10 protein-coding genes are annotated in these 16,211 nt (G+C 69.2%); 4 read left to right on the top strand and 6 right to left on the bottom strand.

Annotated features, from left to right (window positions below; translation table 11 throughout):
- The first annotated feature begins 103 nt into the window (after positions 1 to 103).
- The 4 genes from PZE19_RS07965 (at position 104) to PZE19_RS07950 (ending at position 7,192) form a co-directional block, all read left to right on the top strand.
- Positions 104 to 3,256 (top strand): HEAT repeat domain-containing protein, encoded by a 3,153-nt coding sequence (locus PZE19_RS07965; RefSeq protein ID WP_277860051.1) that lies wholly within the window; start codon positions 104 to 106, stop codon positions 3,254 to 3,256.
- Positions 3,257 to 3,390: 134 nt separating this feature from the next.
- Positions 3,391 to 4,356, top strand: coding sequence for a DMT family transporter (locus PZE19_RS07960; protein WP_277860050.1), 966 nt, complete (start codon positions 3,391 to 3,393; stop codon positions 4,354 to 4,356).
- 21 nt (positions 4,357 to 4,377) lie between these two features.
- A complete protein-coding gene (locus PZE19_RS07955) occupies positions 4,378 to 5,208 on the top strand; it encodes a SirB1 family protein (RefSeq protein ID WP_277860049.1) in 831 nt (276 codons plus the stop codon).
- A gap of 262 nt (positions 5,209 to 5,470) precedes the next feature.
- Entirely contained in the window at positions 5,471 to 7,192 is a 1,722-nt protein-coding gene (locus PZE19_RS07950; protein ID WP_277860048.1) for a redoxin domain-containing protein, read from the top strand.
- A gap of 7 nt (positions 7,193 to 7,199) precedes the next feature.
- Here PZE19_RS07950 and PZE19_RS07945 read toward each other — a convergent pair whose 3' ends face one another.
- The 6 genes from PZE19_RS07945 to PZE19_RS07920 all read right to left on the bottom strand — a co-directional run bounded on the left by PZE19_RS07945 (position 7,200) and on the right by PZE19_RS07920 (position 16,058).
- The gene (locus tag PZE19_RS07945; RefSeq protein ID WP_277860047.1) at positions 7,200 to 8,849 is read right to left on the bottom strand and encodes a formate--tetrahydrofolate ligase; all 1,650 of its coding nucleotides are present in this window, start codon (positions 8,847 to 8,849) and stop codon (positions 7,200 to 7,202) included.
- A gap of 100 nt (positions 8,850 to 8,949) precedes the next feature.
- Positions 8,950 to 10,167 carry a hypothetical protein gene (locus PZE19_RS07940; protein ID WP_277860046.1) on the bottom strand — a complete coding sequence of 406 codons (1,218 nt, stop codon included), beginning with the start codon at positions 10,165 to 10,167 and terminating at the stop codon, positions 8,950 to 8,952.
- Entirely contained in the window at positions 10,164 to 10,943 is a 780-nt protein-coding gene (locus tag PZE19_RS07935) for an ABC transporter ATP-binding protein (protein WP_277860045.1), read from the bottom strand. Before PZE19_RS07935 ends, PZE19_RS07940 begins: the two co-directional genes overlap by 4 nt.
- A gap of 58 nt (positions 10,944 to 11,001) precedes the next feature.
- Positions 11,002 to 13,032 (bottom strand): S9 family peptidase, encoded by a 2,031-nt coding sequence (locus PZE19_RS32890; protein WP_277860044.1) that lies wholly within the window; start codon positions 13,030 to 13,032, stop codon positions 11,002 to 11,004.
- A gap of 31 nt (positions 13,033 to 13,063) precedes the next feature.
- Positions 13,064 to 14,602: a peptide MFS transporter gene (locus tag PZE19_RS07925; protein WP_277860043.1), complete on the bottom strand. Its 1,539-nt coding sequence runs from the start codon at positions 14,600 to 14,602 to the stop codon at positions 13,064 to 13,066.
- Positions 14,603 to 14,720: 118 nt separating this feature from the next.
- Positions 14,721 to 16,058 (bottom strand): alpha/beta hydrolase, encoded by a 1,338-nt coding sequence (locus tag PZE19_RS07920; protein WP_277860042.1) that lies wholly within the window; start codon positions 16,056 to 16,058, stop codon positions 14,721 to 14,723.
- Positions 16,059 to 16,211 lie beyond the last annotated feature (153 nt).

Raw genomic sequence — 16,211 nt, 5'->3', positions numbered from 1 at the left:
CCGCCGCGACCCGGCGCGCCTATTTTGATCGAAGCGGCCGCCGCTCGCCAGAGCGTTCGGACGCGGCGTCGAAGACCGCGGAAGCCCAGGGAGGGTGCTCGCGATGCGGGGATCGATCGGCTTGACCGTGTTCCTATCCCTCGCGGCAATGGCCCCGAAGGCCATCGCCTCCCCTCCGGAGACACCTGCGGCGGCCGATGGCTGGACCATCACGCTCGAGGCCCGCACGCCATCGAAATTCGCGCCGACGACCGCGACGGCGGGGCGGGCCGGCGAGGTCTACGTCGGCGGGTATTTCGACGCCGCGTCGTCGAAATCTCGAGGCGCCGTCCTACGGATCGCGGCAGGCCGAGTCTCGACGTTCGCGGAGGACCTCAACCCCGTGAACGGGCTGGAACGAATCGGTGACGAGGTCTTCGTCGTCCACACGCCGACGCTCTCCGCTTTTCACGTCCCCGGCGGCGATGGCCGCGCCGAGGGCCGGCGCGACCTCGTCAACGGCCTGAGCGTCGCCTCGGAGGCCGGATCGGCCGATGAACACGGGGCGCTTGCGATCCGGCGGGGGATGGACGGCTTCCTCTATGTTGCGGTCGGCGATAAGGGGATCCCCGGTGCCGTCGGGAAGGCCGGTGCGACGATTCGCATGGAAGGCGGCGGAGTCGTCCGCGTGCGACCCGACGGATCGGAACTCGAAATCGTCTCGACGGGCGACGCTCGGCCGACGGGCCTGGCGATCGCGTCCAACGACGACCTTTTCGCCTTCAGCGCCGTCGACGAGCCGAGGTGGGGGCAGCGTCTGCACCAGCCGATCGTGGGCGGGCGGTACGGCTATCCTTACGAATTCGTCTCGGCCGAATTCCGCGCGTTGCCGCCGATCTCGAAGTTCGAGGGACGTCGGTCGGGGCAGGGGGCCTTCTTCGACGCGGGGCCGGCGATACTCGGCGAATTCGCCGCGTGCGATCCGGACGCCCAGACGGTCTTCCGCAACGTGATGCATAAGGCCGGGGGAGGCTCGTCACTCGTCACGCGGACGCCCCTGGTCACCCGCGGCGGAGTCCCCGACTTCCACCCACGCAGCATCGCGGCCGACCAGCGGGGATTCTGGCTTGTCGATGCAGGCTCGACCGGAGGAGGAAATGAGCAGGCGACGGGGCGGATCTACCGTCTCCTCGATGAGTCCTCGGAACCCGAATCCGTAGTAGTGCCGCCGCGCGACGGGACGATCGAGACGTGGGTCGGAGAGCTCGATCAGCCCTCCCGGTCGCGCCGACTGGACGCTCAGGATCACCTTGAAGCGGCCGGACCCGCCGCGGTCGCGCCGTTGATCGCGCGATTGAACCGGCCTGAGCCGCTGTCGGGACGTCTGCACGCGCTCTGGGCCCTCGACCGCACCGGCACCGCACCAGGAGGTGAGGCAATCCGAGCCGCGTTACTGGATGCGAGCCCCCAGCTTCGACTGCACGCGGCGCGGAGTGCTGGGATCCGGAGGGACCTCGCGTCACGCGACGGCCTGGCGAAGTTGCTGTCGGACCGCGACCCGGCCGTGCGCCGCGAGGCCGCGATCGCGCTGGGCCGACTCGGCGATCGGGCGGTCGTCCCGGCGCTCCTGGCCTCTCTCGGGGACGGCGATCGCTACGCCGCCTGGACGATCCGGCGGGCGATCCTCGAGTTGGGCTGCGACGACCTCGAGGCGCTGGTCTCCGCACTGATCGACCCGAGGCGTCGCGAGGCCGCGCTGCTGCTGGCCGACGAGTCCTGGTCGACTTCCATTGTGGAAGCCCTGGTCAACGCCCTTCCGAGGACCCCGGAGCCGGCCGTCCGGGGTCGGATGCTGGCCTGCTTGGCGGGCCAGTATCGTCGTTATCCCGACTGGTCGGGGGCGTGGTACGGTCCCAAACCCCTGGCCGGCCCACGCCCGAAGAAAACGGAGCCGTGGGAGCCGGCCGGCATGGCCGCGGTGCTCAAGGGGCTGGAGCAAGGCCTGGGAGATGCGGACGCCTCGGTCCGATATCAGGCCGTCTTCGGCCTCCAGGCGGTCGGTCCACCGGCCGGGCCTCTGCTTCGCGAAGCCCTGGCGAAGGAGCCGGACGGTGACAACCAGGCGGCGTTGGTGGAAGCCCTCGGAGCGCTGAACGACGCGGCCTCGACGCGGCTCCTGCTGCCGATCGTCGTCGATTCCAAACGACCCGAGGCCGTACGGTCCGCAGCCTTGGACGCGCTGAACCGGCTCCGCGGTCGCGACGTCGTGCGGGCTCGTCTCACGATCCTTTACGAGGAGGACGCGCCAGACACCCTCGTCGCCAAGGCCCTCCCGGCGCTGGCGCGCGACGGATTCCTCCCGCCGAACGACCTGGCTGGATTTCTCCACCATGCCTCGCCGCTCGTCCGGGCCGCCGCGGTGATGAGCCTCAACCCGTCTCGCCCCTTGCCGGCGGACGTCAAGAATGTGGTGCTCGCTCGCCTGGACGACGAGGATTCCGACGTCCGCCGTGCCGCGTTTCTGGCCGCCGGTCCGCTCAAACTCCGAGAGGCCGTCCCGCGGCTCGTCGAAAAGGCCGGTTCGACCCGCGACGACGACCGGACCGCGATCCTGGCCGCTCTCTGCTCTCTCCCCGACCCGCGCGCCCTTCCGCTCTACGTCGCAGCCCTCGACGACCCCGACCCCTCGCTCCGCCGAGGGAGCCTCGGAGCCCTCCTGGCGATCCGAGACCGGGTCGAACCCGACTTGCGTCGTCTAGCGGCCAAGGGAGGCCGATCGCCCGACGCGGCGCTGGCCCTCGAACGCGTCCTCGCCCGCCTGGAACCCGTCCGGAACTGGCGCCTCCTCGGCCCCATGCCGCCGCAGGCCTTCGACTGGATGGCTCCGGATGGCTCGATCGACCCCTCTCGATCGTATCCCGGTCCTCAGGGCGAGGCGGTGCGATGGACGCGAGGCGCGGAGTCGAGAGAAGGCGTGGTGGAGCTGGCGGCGACGCCGAACCCTGCCCTCGCCGCCGTGACGGTTGCCCACGCCGAGTTTCCCTCGGATACGGCCCGACGGGCCTTGCTGGTGGTCGAATCGGACGGGCCCATCCAGGTGGCGTTGAACGGCCAGGTAGTTCTTCCAGTCACCTCCGAGGGGAAGGAGGCGCCGGAACAATTTGCGGCGACCCTCGTAAAGGGGGTGAATCATCTGACCGTGAGCGGCAATCCGGGGGCTTCGGGCAGGCGTTTCGTGGTCTCGTTCGCGAAACCGGGCGAGCCGATGAACCGGTGAACGCCCGAACTCTAGGTTTGCCCGTCACAAGCCGGGAGGGACCTGATAGACTTGTGTCGACCACGACCCTCGGTCCGACGTTCGTCTGGAACCGGGTCCGCCGCTGATCCGACGGCCCGGCCTCTTGGATTTCGATGATTCAGCGCAAGAACAGCCTTCTGCCCGCGGCCTGGATGATCTCGGCGGCATTCTGTTTCGCGTCCATGGGCGCGATGACCCACGCCGTGGGCTCGCGATGCGACTGGCTGCTCATCGCCTTCATCCGGATCTTCAGCACGTTCGTCTTCTCGACGGCGCTCGCCCTTGCGGGCGGCGCGAAGTTGGTGGTCTGGAAGCCGCGGACGCTGTGGTGGCGGAGCATCGCCGGGACGTTGAGCGTAGCGTGCACGTTCTACGCCCTGACCCGACTCCCCGTCGCCGACGTCCTCACTCTCACCAATACCTATCCGCTCTGGATCGTCCTGACGACGTTCGTCCATAGCCGTCGGGGCGGGCGGCTTACGGACCTGGCGTGCGTGGTCTGCGGCGTCCTCGGGGTCGTGCTCATCCAGCAGCCTCATGGGACGGTGGGGGATTCCTGGGCCGTCTTCATCGCGCTGGTGGCCTCGGTCACGACGGCCGTCGCCATGCTGGGACTGCACCGCCTCAAGGACGTCGACGCCCGCGCGGTGGTGGCGCATTTTTCGGGGCTCGCCAGCCTCGTCCTGGCGTTGTGGTTGATCTTCGTCCACCCGCTCAACACTCCGATCACGGCTCTGGACGCCTCGTCGATGTGGCTCTTGCTGGGGGTGGGCCTGTCGGGGACGGCCGGCCAGGTGCTGTTGACCAAGGCCTACGCGTCCGGGCCGCCGGCGAAGATCGCGGTGTTGAGTTTGACTCAGGTCGTCTTCGGGTTAGGCTTCGACGTCTGCCTGCAAGGCCGGCAGTTGACGCCCGCCGGCCTGCTGGGGTTCGTGATGGTGGTGGGGCCGACCGCCTGGGTGACGTCGCGTGCGGCCCGCACGCCCAAGACCAGGCCGGCGGCCGAGCCCAACCGGCCGAACGTGGAAGTCGCCGGCGCCGCGGAGGTCGCGGCCCCCAAGCAACGGGTGGCGGGTTGAACCGGAAAGGGAGGCGGACGCATGCGATCGACCGATCCGTCGAGCCCTGAATTCGACCGCGTGGTCGCCGGCGACCCCCGGCCCGACCTGGCGCGCGTGGCCCTGGAGATCGCCCGCGACTTCCATCCCGGCCTGGACGTCGAGGCCTGTCTCGGCCGGATCCACGCCCTCGCCGAGCGGGTGCGCCTTCGTCGCCGGGAGGGGGCCTCCGCCCGAAAAGTGCTCGGCCAGATCAATTGGGTCCTGTTCATCGAGGAAGGCTACACGGGCAATACCGAAGACTACTTCGACCCTCGCAACAGCTTTCTCGACGAGGTCCTCGATCGCAAGACGGGCATCCCGATCAGCCTGTCGATCCTCTACGGCTCGATCGCCGAACGCCTCGGCGTGAGCCTGGGCCCCGTGAACTCCCCCGCGCACTTCCTGCTGAGGCTCGACGACGGCGAATCCACGTTCGTCGACCCCTTCCACGGCGGCGAGCTGCTCGACCCCGACGCCTGCCAACGGCGGATCGCCGAACTGACCGGCAAGCCCGGTCCGCTCCCCGAGGCCCGGCTGGCAGCCTGCTCGCCGGCGACCGTCGTGGCCCGGATGCTGCGGAACCTCAAGTCGATCTACGTCGGTCAGGAGGATTTCGCCTCCGCCCATGTCGTCCAGCGTCGTCTCGCGGCGGTGGCGACCGACCCGCTCGAACAGCGCGACCTGGGAATGCTCTGCCTCCAGCTCGACCGCGCGGGCGAGGCCATCGATCCCCTCGTCGCGTACCTCCGATCCCGCCCGACGGCCGCCGACGCCGAGACCGTCGAGGCCCTCCTCTCGGGCGCGCGGGCCATCGTGGCGCAGTGGAATTGAGGCGCCTCGGGGCTCGAATCTCGGCCGCTTGTCCTCGACAAATTTTCGGAATCGCCTAAAGTCCGGGACGCCGGGCGACCGAAACCGAGAGAAGAGACCAACGGCGGCCGCCGGACGGCGAGCTCGCCGGGATTTGCACCCATTGAGCGACAGACGGCCACGGGGCGTGACGGCCTCCCGCCCGATCAAGGACGATCGCCCGGGCGTGCGACCATCCGCCAGCGTCGCCGCGCCGATCCGCCCAGGAGGAGGGCCCTCGAATATGCGCATACCCCACCGCATCCTCTGCCTGCTCATCCTGGGCGTGGGCCTCGTCGGATGTTCGCAGACCGGCGGATTCCGCGCCGTGACGCCCTCCGACGTCAAGACGACGGCCTCGGTCGGCGACAGGCCCTTGCCCGTCGTCGCGGGCCTCGCCGGCGATGAGCGGGCCGAGACGGTCCTGCCCGATCCGCCGAGGACGACGAGCCGGATATCGGGGCGCGTCTACGACGCCGACGGCCAGCCGGCCCGCAACGCCGTCGTCCGCCTCGCCCTCACCGGGGCTGCGGGCGGCAAGGTCGTCCACGCCACGACCGACCGTTCGGGCGCGTTCACGCTCCGGGGTGTCCGTCCCGGCTCGTCGTACACGGTGATCGCCGAGTATCAGGGCGAGCAGGGGATGATGACCGGCCGCGCCGCCGCCGAAGCCCCCGACACCGACGTTCGGATCAGCCTCCATCCCCGCGACGCCGCGACCGGCGACGACGTCGAGGTCGCCGCGGCCCCCGAGAACGCCCGCGTCAAATCCGTCGGCCGGACCGAGGAGAAGGACGGGGCGGCCGAGCCAGAGGACGCGGATCTCGTCGAACCCCGGACGGCGGCAAGTCCGAACTCCGTCAGGCCCCGACTTGAGACCCTCCCCGAGGACCTCGACGAGCCGACCCCCGCCTGGTCCTCGAAGGCCGCCCGCCCTCGCACCCCGCCGGCGGACGCCGCGGACGACGAGCCGGCGGACTCCCAGGACGACGGCGACAACCCCTTGCCGCCGGCCCGCGAGATCAGCAAGGTGAGCGCCCGCAGCGACGAGCTTCCGCCCGCCGACGAGCCCGACGCGAGCCTCGACGGCGAGCCACCGCACAGCCTGCCCGACGGCGTGATCGAAGGCGGCCGCGGCCAGCGCTTCGGCCCAGTGATCCTCGACGACGCCGAGCCCGCGGAGGAGGCCAGACCGAAACCCCGCGCAGGCTCCCGGAGTTCGCGACGGCCGGCGAACGCCGACGTCCCGACGGCGGAGAAGGCCCGACCGACCTGGTCGGACGTCCTCTCAAGTAACGACTCCATCCCGGTCGACGAGGCCCTCGCCCAGACTCAGGCCACGGTCGTCGCCACGGCCAGGGCCGCGAAGGCCGCCCCGGTCGTCGCCTCGGCCGCGACTACGGCCAGGACCTCGAAGGCCGCTGCGGCGAAGGTCGAGCGGACGACGCCGTATTGCGATTACGACCCGGATGAACGGCGGATCACCGACTTCGCGCTCTACGACACGAGCGGGAAGCTGGTCTCGATCCGCGACTTCGACGCCGACCTGATCCTCCTGGATTTCTGGGGCACCTGGTGCCTGCCTTGCCGCACTTCGATCCCCCACCTCAGCGAGATCCAGGCGCGGCTGGGCGGCAAGAAGATCCAGGTCGTCAGCGTGGCCTACGAGCGGACGAAGGAGCCGGAGCGGGCGGCGAAGGTCAAGGAGGTCGCCGACGGCTTGAAGATCAACTACCCCGTCCTGGTCGTCGGCATGGACGACGCCTGCCCGGTCCGCGAGGCGCTGCAGGTCTGGTTCTATCCGACCATGATCTTGATCGACCGCGAGGGCCGCATCCTGCGGAGAGAGCAGGGGGCCACCGCCGCGACACTGGCGAACATCGACCGGGCCATCGCCGAGCACCTCGACGACGGCTCCCGGGCGACCGTCGCGCGGCGCGAGCCCAAGGGCCGCGCCACTCGCTGAGCGAGACTCACGAGAGCCCGGTGATCTCGCCGGCCTCGTCCACATCGATACGCTCGCCGGCGGGCCGCAGGGGCAGGCCCGGCATTCGCATGATCTCGCCGGTGAGGGCGACCAGGAACCCCGCTCCGGCGGCGATTTCGATGTCCCGGACGTGGAGCGTGAAGCCCTGTGGACGGCCCCGTCGCTTGGGGTCGTCCGACAGCGAATCCTGCGTCTTCGCCATGCAGATCGGCAACTGGCCGTAGCCGAGCTTCTCGGCCTTGCGGAGCTTCTGCTCGGCCATCTGCTGGAAGCTCACGCCGGCCGCGCCGTACATGACCTTGGCGATCTGCTCGATCTTCCTCTCGGCCGACCAGTCCAGCGGATACAGCGGCTTGTAGGGAGTCTCGGGGTACGACGCGGCGGCGACGACCTTCTCGGCCAGGTCGATCGCGCCTTCGCCGCCCGCACCGAAGACGTTAGCGGGAGAGCAGGGGATGTTGCGGCCCTTGCAGAAATTCTCGACCACGCCGACCTCTTCGGCCGTATCCGTCCCGAACTGGTTGATCGCGACGACGACCGGCTTGCCGAAGTGCTCGGCGCTGTCGAGATGCGCCGCGAGGTTGACCAGGCCGCGCTCGACGGCGGCGGCGTCGGTCTTCGTGATGTCGGGCAGGGGGACGCCGCCGTGCATCTTGAGCGCGCGGATCGTGGCGACCAGGACGATCACGGCCGGATTCAGCCCCGCCGAGCGGCACTTGAGGTCGAGGAACTTCTCGCCGCCGAGGTCGAAGGCGAACCCGGCCTCGGTGACGGCGTAGTCGGCCGTGGCGAGCGCCATGCGGGTGGCGAGGACCGAGTTGCAGCCGTGGGCGATGTTGGCGAACGGGCCGCCGTGGATGAACGCGGGCGTCGACTCGGTCGTCTGGACGAGGTTCGGGAGGATCGCCTCCTTGAGGATCGCCGTCATCGCGCCCGTGACGCCCAGCCTCTTGGCCAGGACCGGCGAGCCGTCGCCGGCGTAGCCGACCAGGATGCGGTCGAGCCGCTCGCGGAGGTCCCTGAGCGACTCCGAGAGGCAGAGGATGGCCATGACCTCGCTGGCCGCTGTGATGTCGAACCCGCTCTCGCGCGGGACCCCCTGGGAATGACCGCCGAGGCCGACGACGATCCGCCGCAGCGAGCGGTCGTTCATGTCGAGCGCCCGCTTCCAGAGGATGCGGGTCGGATCGAGGTCGAGGTCGCGGAAGTAGAGCCGGTTGTCGATGGCGGCGGCCAGCAGGTTGTGCGCGGCGGTGATCGCGTGGAAGTCGCCGGTGAACTGGAGGTTGATCTTGTTGGAAGGCTCGACCTTGCTGAGGCCGCCGCCCGTCGCCCCCCCCTTGCGGCCGAACACCGGGCCCATCGACGGCTGCCGCAGCGCCAGGGCCGCGCGCTTGCCGATCCGATGCAGGCCCTGCGCGAGGCCGATGGAGGTCGTCGTCTTCCCCTCGCCGGCCGGCGTGGGGGTGATCGCCGAGACGAGGATCAGCTTGCCCGGCTTGCGGCCCGAGGAGAGGACGTCGAGATGGACCTTCGCCTTGTCGCGCCCGTAGGGCTCCAGGTGGTCGGGCGCGATGTCGAGATCGCGGGCCACTTCGCTGATCGGTCGCTGTCCGGCGGGAGGCGTGGCGGTCATCTTCGGGTCGTCCTCGAAAAGCCCCAAGGCGCACGAAACACCGAGGATCTTGCCAGATCGAGGGGACGTCCGACAAGCCGTGTGAGGACGGAATCGGGCCTCACGATCCGGCGGCGCTCCGGGCCTGGCCCGGGACCAGGCGGTGTCGGCCCACCAGCCGCCAGCGTCGCAGCCCCGGCGGCGTCGCCAGCGCGACGAAGAGCGCGACGCTCAAGGCGATCGGCCCGGCGATCCGCCACGGAACCCCGTTGACGACCAAGCCCCAGAAGGTCAGGGCGGGCGCGATCGGGATCAGGACGAGGGCCAAGGCGAAGACGTCGTGCCCCGGGATGATCCAACGGCCGGTCCGGATTCGTCCCCATTCGCCGATCGGCGAGGCGTAGCCCATCTTGTAGAGGGACAGTCGGGTGATGAAGGAGATCGACACGACGGCGAGCGTCGCGATCGAAAGGAAAGTCGGGTAGCGGTCCTGCTCGGCCAGGATGGGGCCGAAGCAGGACGCCCACCATCCCAGCAGCAGGCTCCACATGAGATAGTCGAGCTTCGTGCCGAGCAGGCGGTGCCAGGGCATCTCTTCGAGGTTCGTGCCGATCCCCGCGGGCCGGAAAGGGGCTTCGGGCCGCGTCTCCGGCGCGCCGGGAGCCTGCTGGGGGTCCTTGAGCAGGCGGTCGTACGGCCAGCCGCACGAGGCCCGCGCCGGGTCGAAGGTCGTCCGCTCCGCATCCTCGACGGGAGTCGGCGAATCCGTGGCGGCCCACGGGAACGACCGCAGCGAGATCCGCAGGCCGTCGTACTCGATCAGGTAGACCACGACCCCCGTGAGCGCGCAGGCCCACGGCTGGGGCCAGAGCCGCACCATCAGCCCGAGCCCGAAGAGCGCCGCGTAGGCTGGGACGTGGTTCGCCGCGTTGTAGATGGAGATCGTCAGGAACAGGCCGTGGAAGAACAGGAATACGGCGATGATCCGCGCCGACTGGTGATCGGGGACGACGGCGTACATCAGGATCAAGGCGCCGAGGACCACGACGTCGGGCCAGTCCAGCTCGATCGGCCCGAAAGGGAGGGGCTTGTCGACGGTCCACGGCGTCGTCGCCAGCCACGCGCGGTATCCGGATCGGAAATAGGGGTGGAAGTAGCAGGCCCGATAGACCCCGTAGGCCGCGGCGGCGAAGAAGAGCGTCCCCGTGGGGAAGCGGTAGGACTCGGGGCCGACCCCCGGCGGGAGCAAAATACGGATGCTCGCGGCCGAGACGGCGAAGACGATCGCCAGCGTGAAGAGCGCCTTCCACGGGGCGGCCAGCCGGAGGCGGCTCCTCATCGCCGGTAGTCCTGGAAGTACTCGGCGAGCTTCCGCGTGGTGTCGGGGAAGATCAGGCGCTCGAGGACGTCGCTCAGGCTACCCCGACATCCCGTCAGTCGCTGGAGGTCGTCGAGCGACCCCTGCGCCAGGATGCGGCCGTCCTGGATGATGACGATCCGGGTGGCGATCTCCTCGACGAGTTCGGGGACGGGGCTGGTCATCACGATCGTGAGCTGCTTGCTGCGGGCGTGGTGCTGGAACACCTTCTTGAGCGTCAGCAGGCCCGCCGGATCCAGGCCGCCGGAGAACGGCTCGTCGAGAAGGAGGATCGGGGCCTCAGTGATGAGCGCCGAGCACAGGGCGATCTTCTTCTTCTGGCCCGCCGAATAGCCGACGATCGGGCTCTCGCCCTTTTCCTTGAGGTCGAAGAGGTCGAGGAGTTGGTCGGCGTGCTCCATGACCCGCTCGGGGTGGACGTCGTAGAGCCGGCCGACCGAGAGCAGGTATTCGCGACCGGTGTGCTGCTCGGGCATCCAGAGGTTGTCGGGCAGGTAGACGCAGCGGCGGCGGATCGCCAGCTCTTCCTCGGGGTCGCCCTTGCGGAGCATGCCGTCGACGTGGACGCTGCCGGCCTGGGGCGAGAGGACGCCGGCCATCACGCCCAGGAGCGTCGACTTGCCCATGCCGTTCGGGCCCAGGATCACCGCCAACTCCCCGCGCTCGATGCGGAGGCTGACCGACCGGACGACCGGCCGCACCCCGTAGTGCTGCGTCACGTCGCGCAACTCGATCACGCGCGTCTCCCGCGAGGGCGGGGGGGAGGCGACGCGTTCGCGCCTCCCCCGGTCGGCCTCACTTCAGGTACCTGGCGAGCCAGTCGTGGATCTCGGCCCACCAGACGATCCGGTTGGCCGGCTTGGCGATCCAATGGCCCTCGTCCGGGAACCAGACGTAGCGGCTGGGGACGCCCACGCGCTGGAGGCTCGTGAACATGCCGAGGCCCTGGGCGTCCGGCACGCGGAAGTCGAGGGCCCCATGGATGACCAGGGTCGGCGTCTTGAACTTGTCGGCGAAGAGGCTGGGCGAACGGTCGATGTAGTGCTGAAGCTTCACCCAGGGCGGGCCGCCGTACTCCCAGTCCGGGAACCAAAGCTCCTCGGTCGAGCCGTACATGCTGATCAGGTCGAAGACGCCCGCGTGGCTGACCAGGGCCTTGAAGCGGTCGGTGTGGCCGCAGATCCAGTTGACCATGAACCCGCCGTACGAGCCGCCGGCCGCCGCGATCCTGTCCTTGTCCAGGAACTCGTATGTCGCCAGCGCGTGGTCGAGCCCCTTCATAAGGTCGCCGTAAACCTTGCCGGTCCAGTCGAGGCTGATCTGGTCGGTGAACTTCTGGCCGAAGCCCGTCGACCCCCGCGGGTTGATCGCCACGACCGCGTAGCCCGGAGCCGCGAACATCGGGTAATTCCAGCGACCGTGCCACTCGTCGTGCCAGGCGCCCTGGGGCCCGCCGTGGATCAGGAAGACGACCGGGTACTTCTTCTTCGGATCGAACCCCGGCGGCTTGAGCAGCCATCCCTGCACCTTGTCGCCCTCGGCTCCGTCGAAGGTGAAGGACTCCATCGGCGACAGGTCGAGCTTCGAGGTCAGGGGGGCGTTGTGCGAGGTCAGGGCCCGAGGCTCGCCGTCCTTCTGCCTGAAATAGACCTCGCCCGGCTTGTCGGCCGAGTGGTGGACGAAGGCGACGGATTCGCCCTTGGGCCCGACGGACGGCGACGCGTTGACGCCCCCGCCGGCCAACCGGGGGACCTTGTCGCGATTCCCCGAGACGTTCAGGCTCACGATAGGGACTGAGCCTTGATCGTCGATCGACGCGACCAGACTGTCGGCCGTCTTCCAGGCGAATCCCTGGACCGGGCGATCGAGGAACGAGCTGACGTCGATCACCTCGCCGGTGTCGAGGTTGCGGACGCGAAGGACCCACAGGTCCGACTCGAAGCCGGGTCTGGCCTGAGTGAGGTAGGCGAGATACTTGCCGTCGGGAGAGTAGAGCGGCGATCCGTCGGCCGCGGGATTGGACTCGGTCAGGTTCCTCGGCTCGCCGCCGGCGGCGGGGACGGTCCAGACGTCGGTGTTGGTCGACCACGCCAGGTCCTTGATCGGCTCGGCCGTGAACGCCAGCGTGGAACCGTCGTGGGACCAGGCGTAGTCGCCGGAGCCGCCGAACGGGGCGGGGGGGGTGTTGACATCCAGCTTGGGGGTCAGGTCGACGGCCTCGCCGGTGGTCGCGTCGGCGACGAAGAGGTGGCTCTTCTTCCCCTCGTCCCAGGCGTTCCAGTGGCGGACCATCAGCTGGTCGTAGATGCGGACCTTGCTCTTGGCGTCTTCCTTCTCCTTGTCCTTGGCGGCCGTCTCGGCGGGCGACTTGCCCGGGTAGACCTGGGCGGCGAAGGCGATCTTGTCCCCCTTGGGCGACCAGAGCGGGCCGTCGACGTCGATCGGCAGCTTGGTGAGCTGCCGGGCCTCGCCGCCGTCGATCGGCAGCAGCCAGATCTGCGACGAGCCGGATCGCGAGGAGACGAACGCGATCGTCTTGCCGTCGGGGCTCCAGCGGGGGTGGTTGTTCGACCCCGGCGCGGAGGTGAGCTTGCGAGGCTCGCCGCCGCCCGTCGAAACGATCCAGAGGCTGCCGTTGGACTTGCCGGCTTCCTTGTCGTACTCCGAGACGGTGTACACGACCGACCCGCCGTCGGGCGAGATCTGGGGGTCGCCGACCGCAATCACGGCCAGCAGGTCGTCCATCGTCATCGGCCGTTTGTCGGCCGCCGCCGAGTTCGCCGCGAGCGAGGTCGCCACGAGTGCTCCTGTGATCCAGCGATTCACGATGCGTTTCCTCCGTCGATGCGAATCTCGTTCAAACTCGCCCGTGCGACATCTTCACCAGGACCGGCGTCAGGGCCAGCAGCAGGAGGCCGGGGAAGAACGACATGGCCGCGAGAAAGATCCAGAGGTTGTACCCGTTCGGTTGGACTATCTCATACTTGACGATTCCGGCCATGTAATTCGCCGCCGCCGTGCAGAGGAACCAGAAGGCCATCATCAACGATGCGATCCGCGGGTGGGACAGCTTGTTCGCCAACGACAGGCCGATCGGCGAGACGAACAGCTCGGCGACCGTGAAAATGAAATAGACGGCGACCAGCCACAAAGGGGAGACCCGGCCGACGACGCCCGCGCGTTGCTCGGCGTAGTACATCACCACGAGCGCGAGCCCCAGCAACATCAGCCCCACTCCCTGCTTGGCCACCGACGGGATCCGAACGCCCCGACGGGCCAGGCTGGTCCAGAGCGCGGCGAAGGCGGAAGCCAGGACGATGATGAAGATTGGGTTGATCGACTGGAAGACCTCGGTCGTGACCTCGCGTCCGAAGACCACGCGATCCACCTTCTGGTCGGCGAAAATGTTGAGCGTTCCGCCGGACTGCTCGAAGCCCATCCAGAAGAGGACCGAGAACAGGCTCATCACCACGATCACACCGAGTCGCTGCCAGTCGGCGGCGGTGAACGGTTGGTGGAGAGCCTCCATCTCCTCGTCCGCCTTGCGCTCCGTGGCGAGGAGGAAGAGGACGACGATACCCACGAGGATGGCGGCCTTGTACGCAAAGGAGGCGAACCCCGCTGGAAGCCAGGAGGGCGACCAAAGGAAACGGATCGTGGGCCAGACCTCGATCGCCCCGTAGACCGCGACGGCCAGGCTCGCGGCCACGGCCGTCACCTGGATCCAATCCCTGAAAGTCAGCGTGGCTCTCGGAGTGGCTTCGCGTCCCGGCGGCAGTCCGACGCCCTGCAGGGTACGCTGGGTGAATAGGAAGACGAAGAGGCCCAGGATCATCCCGACGCCGGCGGCGGCGAAGCCGTACCCCCACCCGAACTGATTGGCCAGATAGCCGGTGACCCAGGGCGAGATCGCCGCCCCGAGGTTGATGCCCATGTAGAAGAGGGTGTAGGCCCCGTCGCGCCGGAGGTCGTCGGGGGCGTAGAGCGACCCGACCATCACCGAGATGTTCGGCTTGAAGAACCCGTTGCCCAGGATCATCAGCCCGAGACCCAGGCTCAGGAGATCCGGACGCATGAGGGTGAACTGCCCCAGCGCCATGAGGATGCCGCCGACGAAGACCGCCTTTCGCTGCCCCAGGTAGAGATCCGCGATGCGACCGCCGAACAGCGGCGTGAGATAGGCCAGGCCCGTATAAATCGCGTAGATTTCGAGCGCCCCGTCCTCCTGATATCCGATCGCCTTCATCAGATAAAGGGTGAGGAGGGCCCGCATCCCGTAGTAGCTGAACCGCTCCCACATCTCGGTCGTGAACAGGGCGTAGAGGCCCGGCGGATGAGACTCGGTCTTCGGGGGTGGTTCCGGGGCGAGGGCGGTGGTATCGACGGTCTGCGACATGGGCGGCAGGTCCTCGGCGCGGAGGTGGTTGGTCGGCCGTGCGCGACGCGGCCTCTCCCTGGGCCTGACCAGATTATCCGAAGCCGCGCGGGAACCCAAGCCCTTGGACCGGAGCCGCTTACTCGGGCTTCGGAGCCGGCTCGGCCGGGGCGGGGGGGGCGGGCTCGCCGACCCCGTCCCCCTTGAGCCAGCGCAGGATCCAGGGCATGGTGACGACCGGCCCGGGGTCGGCGAAGAGGATGGGGGCCCGGATCAGCTCGGCGTGATTGGCGGCGAGGACGACGGGATCGGGCGCGCCGGGCAGCCGCGTGGCCTCGATCTTGATCGCCCCGTCTCCGGTGCCGTCGGTCAGCTCGTCGAGGATCGGCGCGAATTCCCCCGCGGCGACGCGGGTCAGGATCGCGAACGGTCCGGCGTTCCGTGACAACTGTTCGAGTTGATCCTCGATCTGCTTTCGGGACTCGGCCGTGAGCAGCCCGAGGCTGCCGGAGAGGATGTGATAGGGGACCGCCTCGTTCGGGGGCCGGGCGTTGATCCGCTTCAGGAACGCGCTCCCCGGCAGCATGTCGTCGGCCGATCGGCCGGGGCCTTCGGACAGCTCGGCGAGGGCCTGGGTCGTCTGCTTGAAGCGGACCGCCGACATCTGGGAGATCATCTGCCGCAAGGGCTGGAGCCGGGCCACGTGGGTCCCCTGGTTGACGGGGGCGATCAGGATCAGCGAATCGACGTCGCCCGCGCCTCGCCCCGGCCCCTCGACGTAGTCGCGGGCCACGAGCCCCCCCATCGAGTGGGCCAGGATCGCCCACGGCCGACGCTCGCCGGCCTGCTCGCGGAACGCCGTCCAGTCGGCCCGGAACGCCTCGCAGGATTCCTCGAGCTTCTGGTTGAACGGGTAGTCGAACATCACGATCCCGTATCCGGCGGCCTCCAGGTGCGGGATCATATGCACGAACCCGCCCGACGAGGAGTTGAGGCCGTGGACCAGGCAGATCGTCGGTCGCGTCGGGTCGTTGGGGCGATACGACGGCCGGGCCCGCATGGCGTGTCGGGCGCGCCGGCCCGCCGCCTCCTCCGTCCGCTTCGCCAGCGCGGCGAGCCGCTCGCGCCACTCAGCCCGCGAGCCGTCGCGGCCGAGGGCTTGTGGGACGACGAAGACCACGGCCTCGCGTGTGAAGTCGATCCCCACGTCGTCGCCCAGGCAATCTTTGAGCAGGGAACGACCCAGGGCGCCGGCCAGCCCTCGCACGGGGAGCGTCAGGTCGGCCTCGGGCGCCTTGACGTCCTGCCCCGTCGCGCCGGCCAGGGCCGAGACGATCCGCGAGACCGCCACGCAGCCCTCGGCGTCGACCCCGACGGCGACGCGGTCGTCGGCCGCCCCCGCGCCCACCAGCGCGAGCAGCAGCCACGCCCAGGGCAGGGTCTTCGACGCAGGGGCGGGAGGTCCGGTGTCTCTCATGATCGCTCTGCAACCTCCAGGGGTGGGCCGGCGGGATGATCGCCAAGCATGACCGAGCCTGCGGCGGGGATCAAGCCGAGCCGGTCGTTGCATCGATCGTCCATGGGCCTTAGCATGTCAGCCTGGCGTCGCCGCCGGCCCCTCTCCCCACCG

The sequence above is a fragment of the Paludisphaera mucosa genome, from assembly GCF_029589435.1.
GTDB classification, from domain to species: Bacteria; Planctomycetota; Planctomycetia; order Isosphaerales; family Isosphaeraceae; genus Paludisphaera; species Paludisphaera mucosa.
This window is presented reverse-complemented; position numbering and strand designations above follow the sequence as displayed.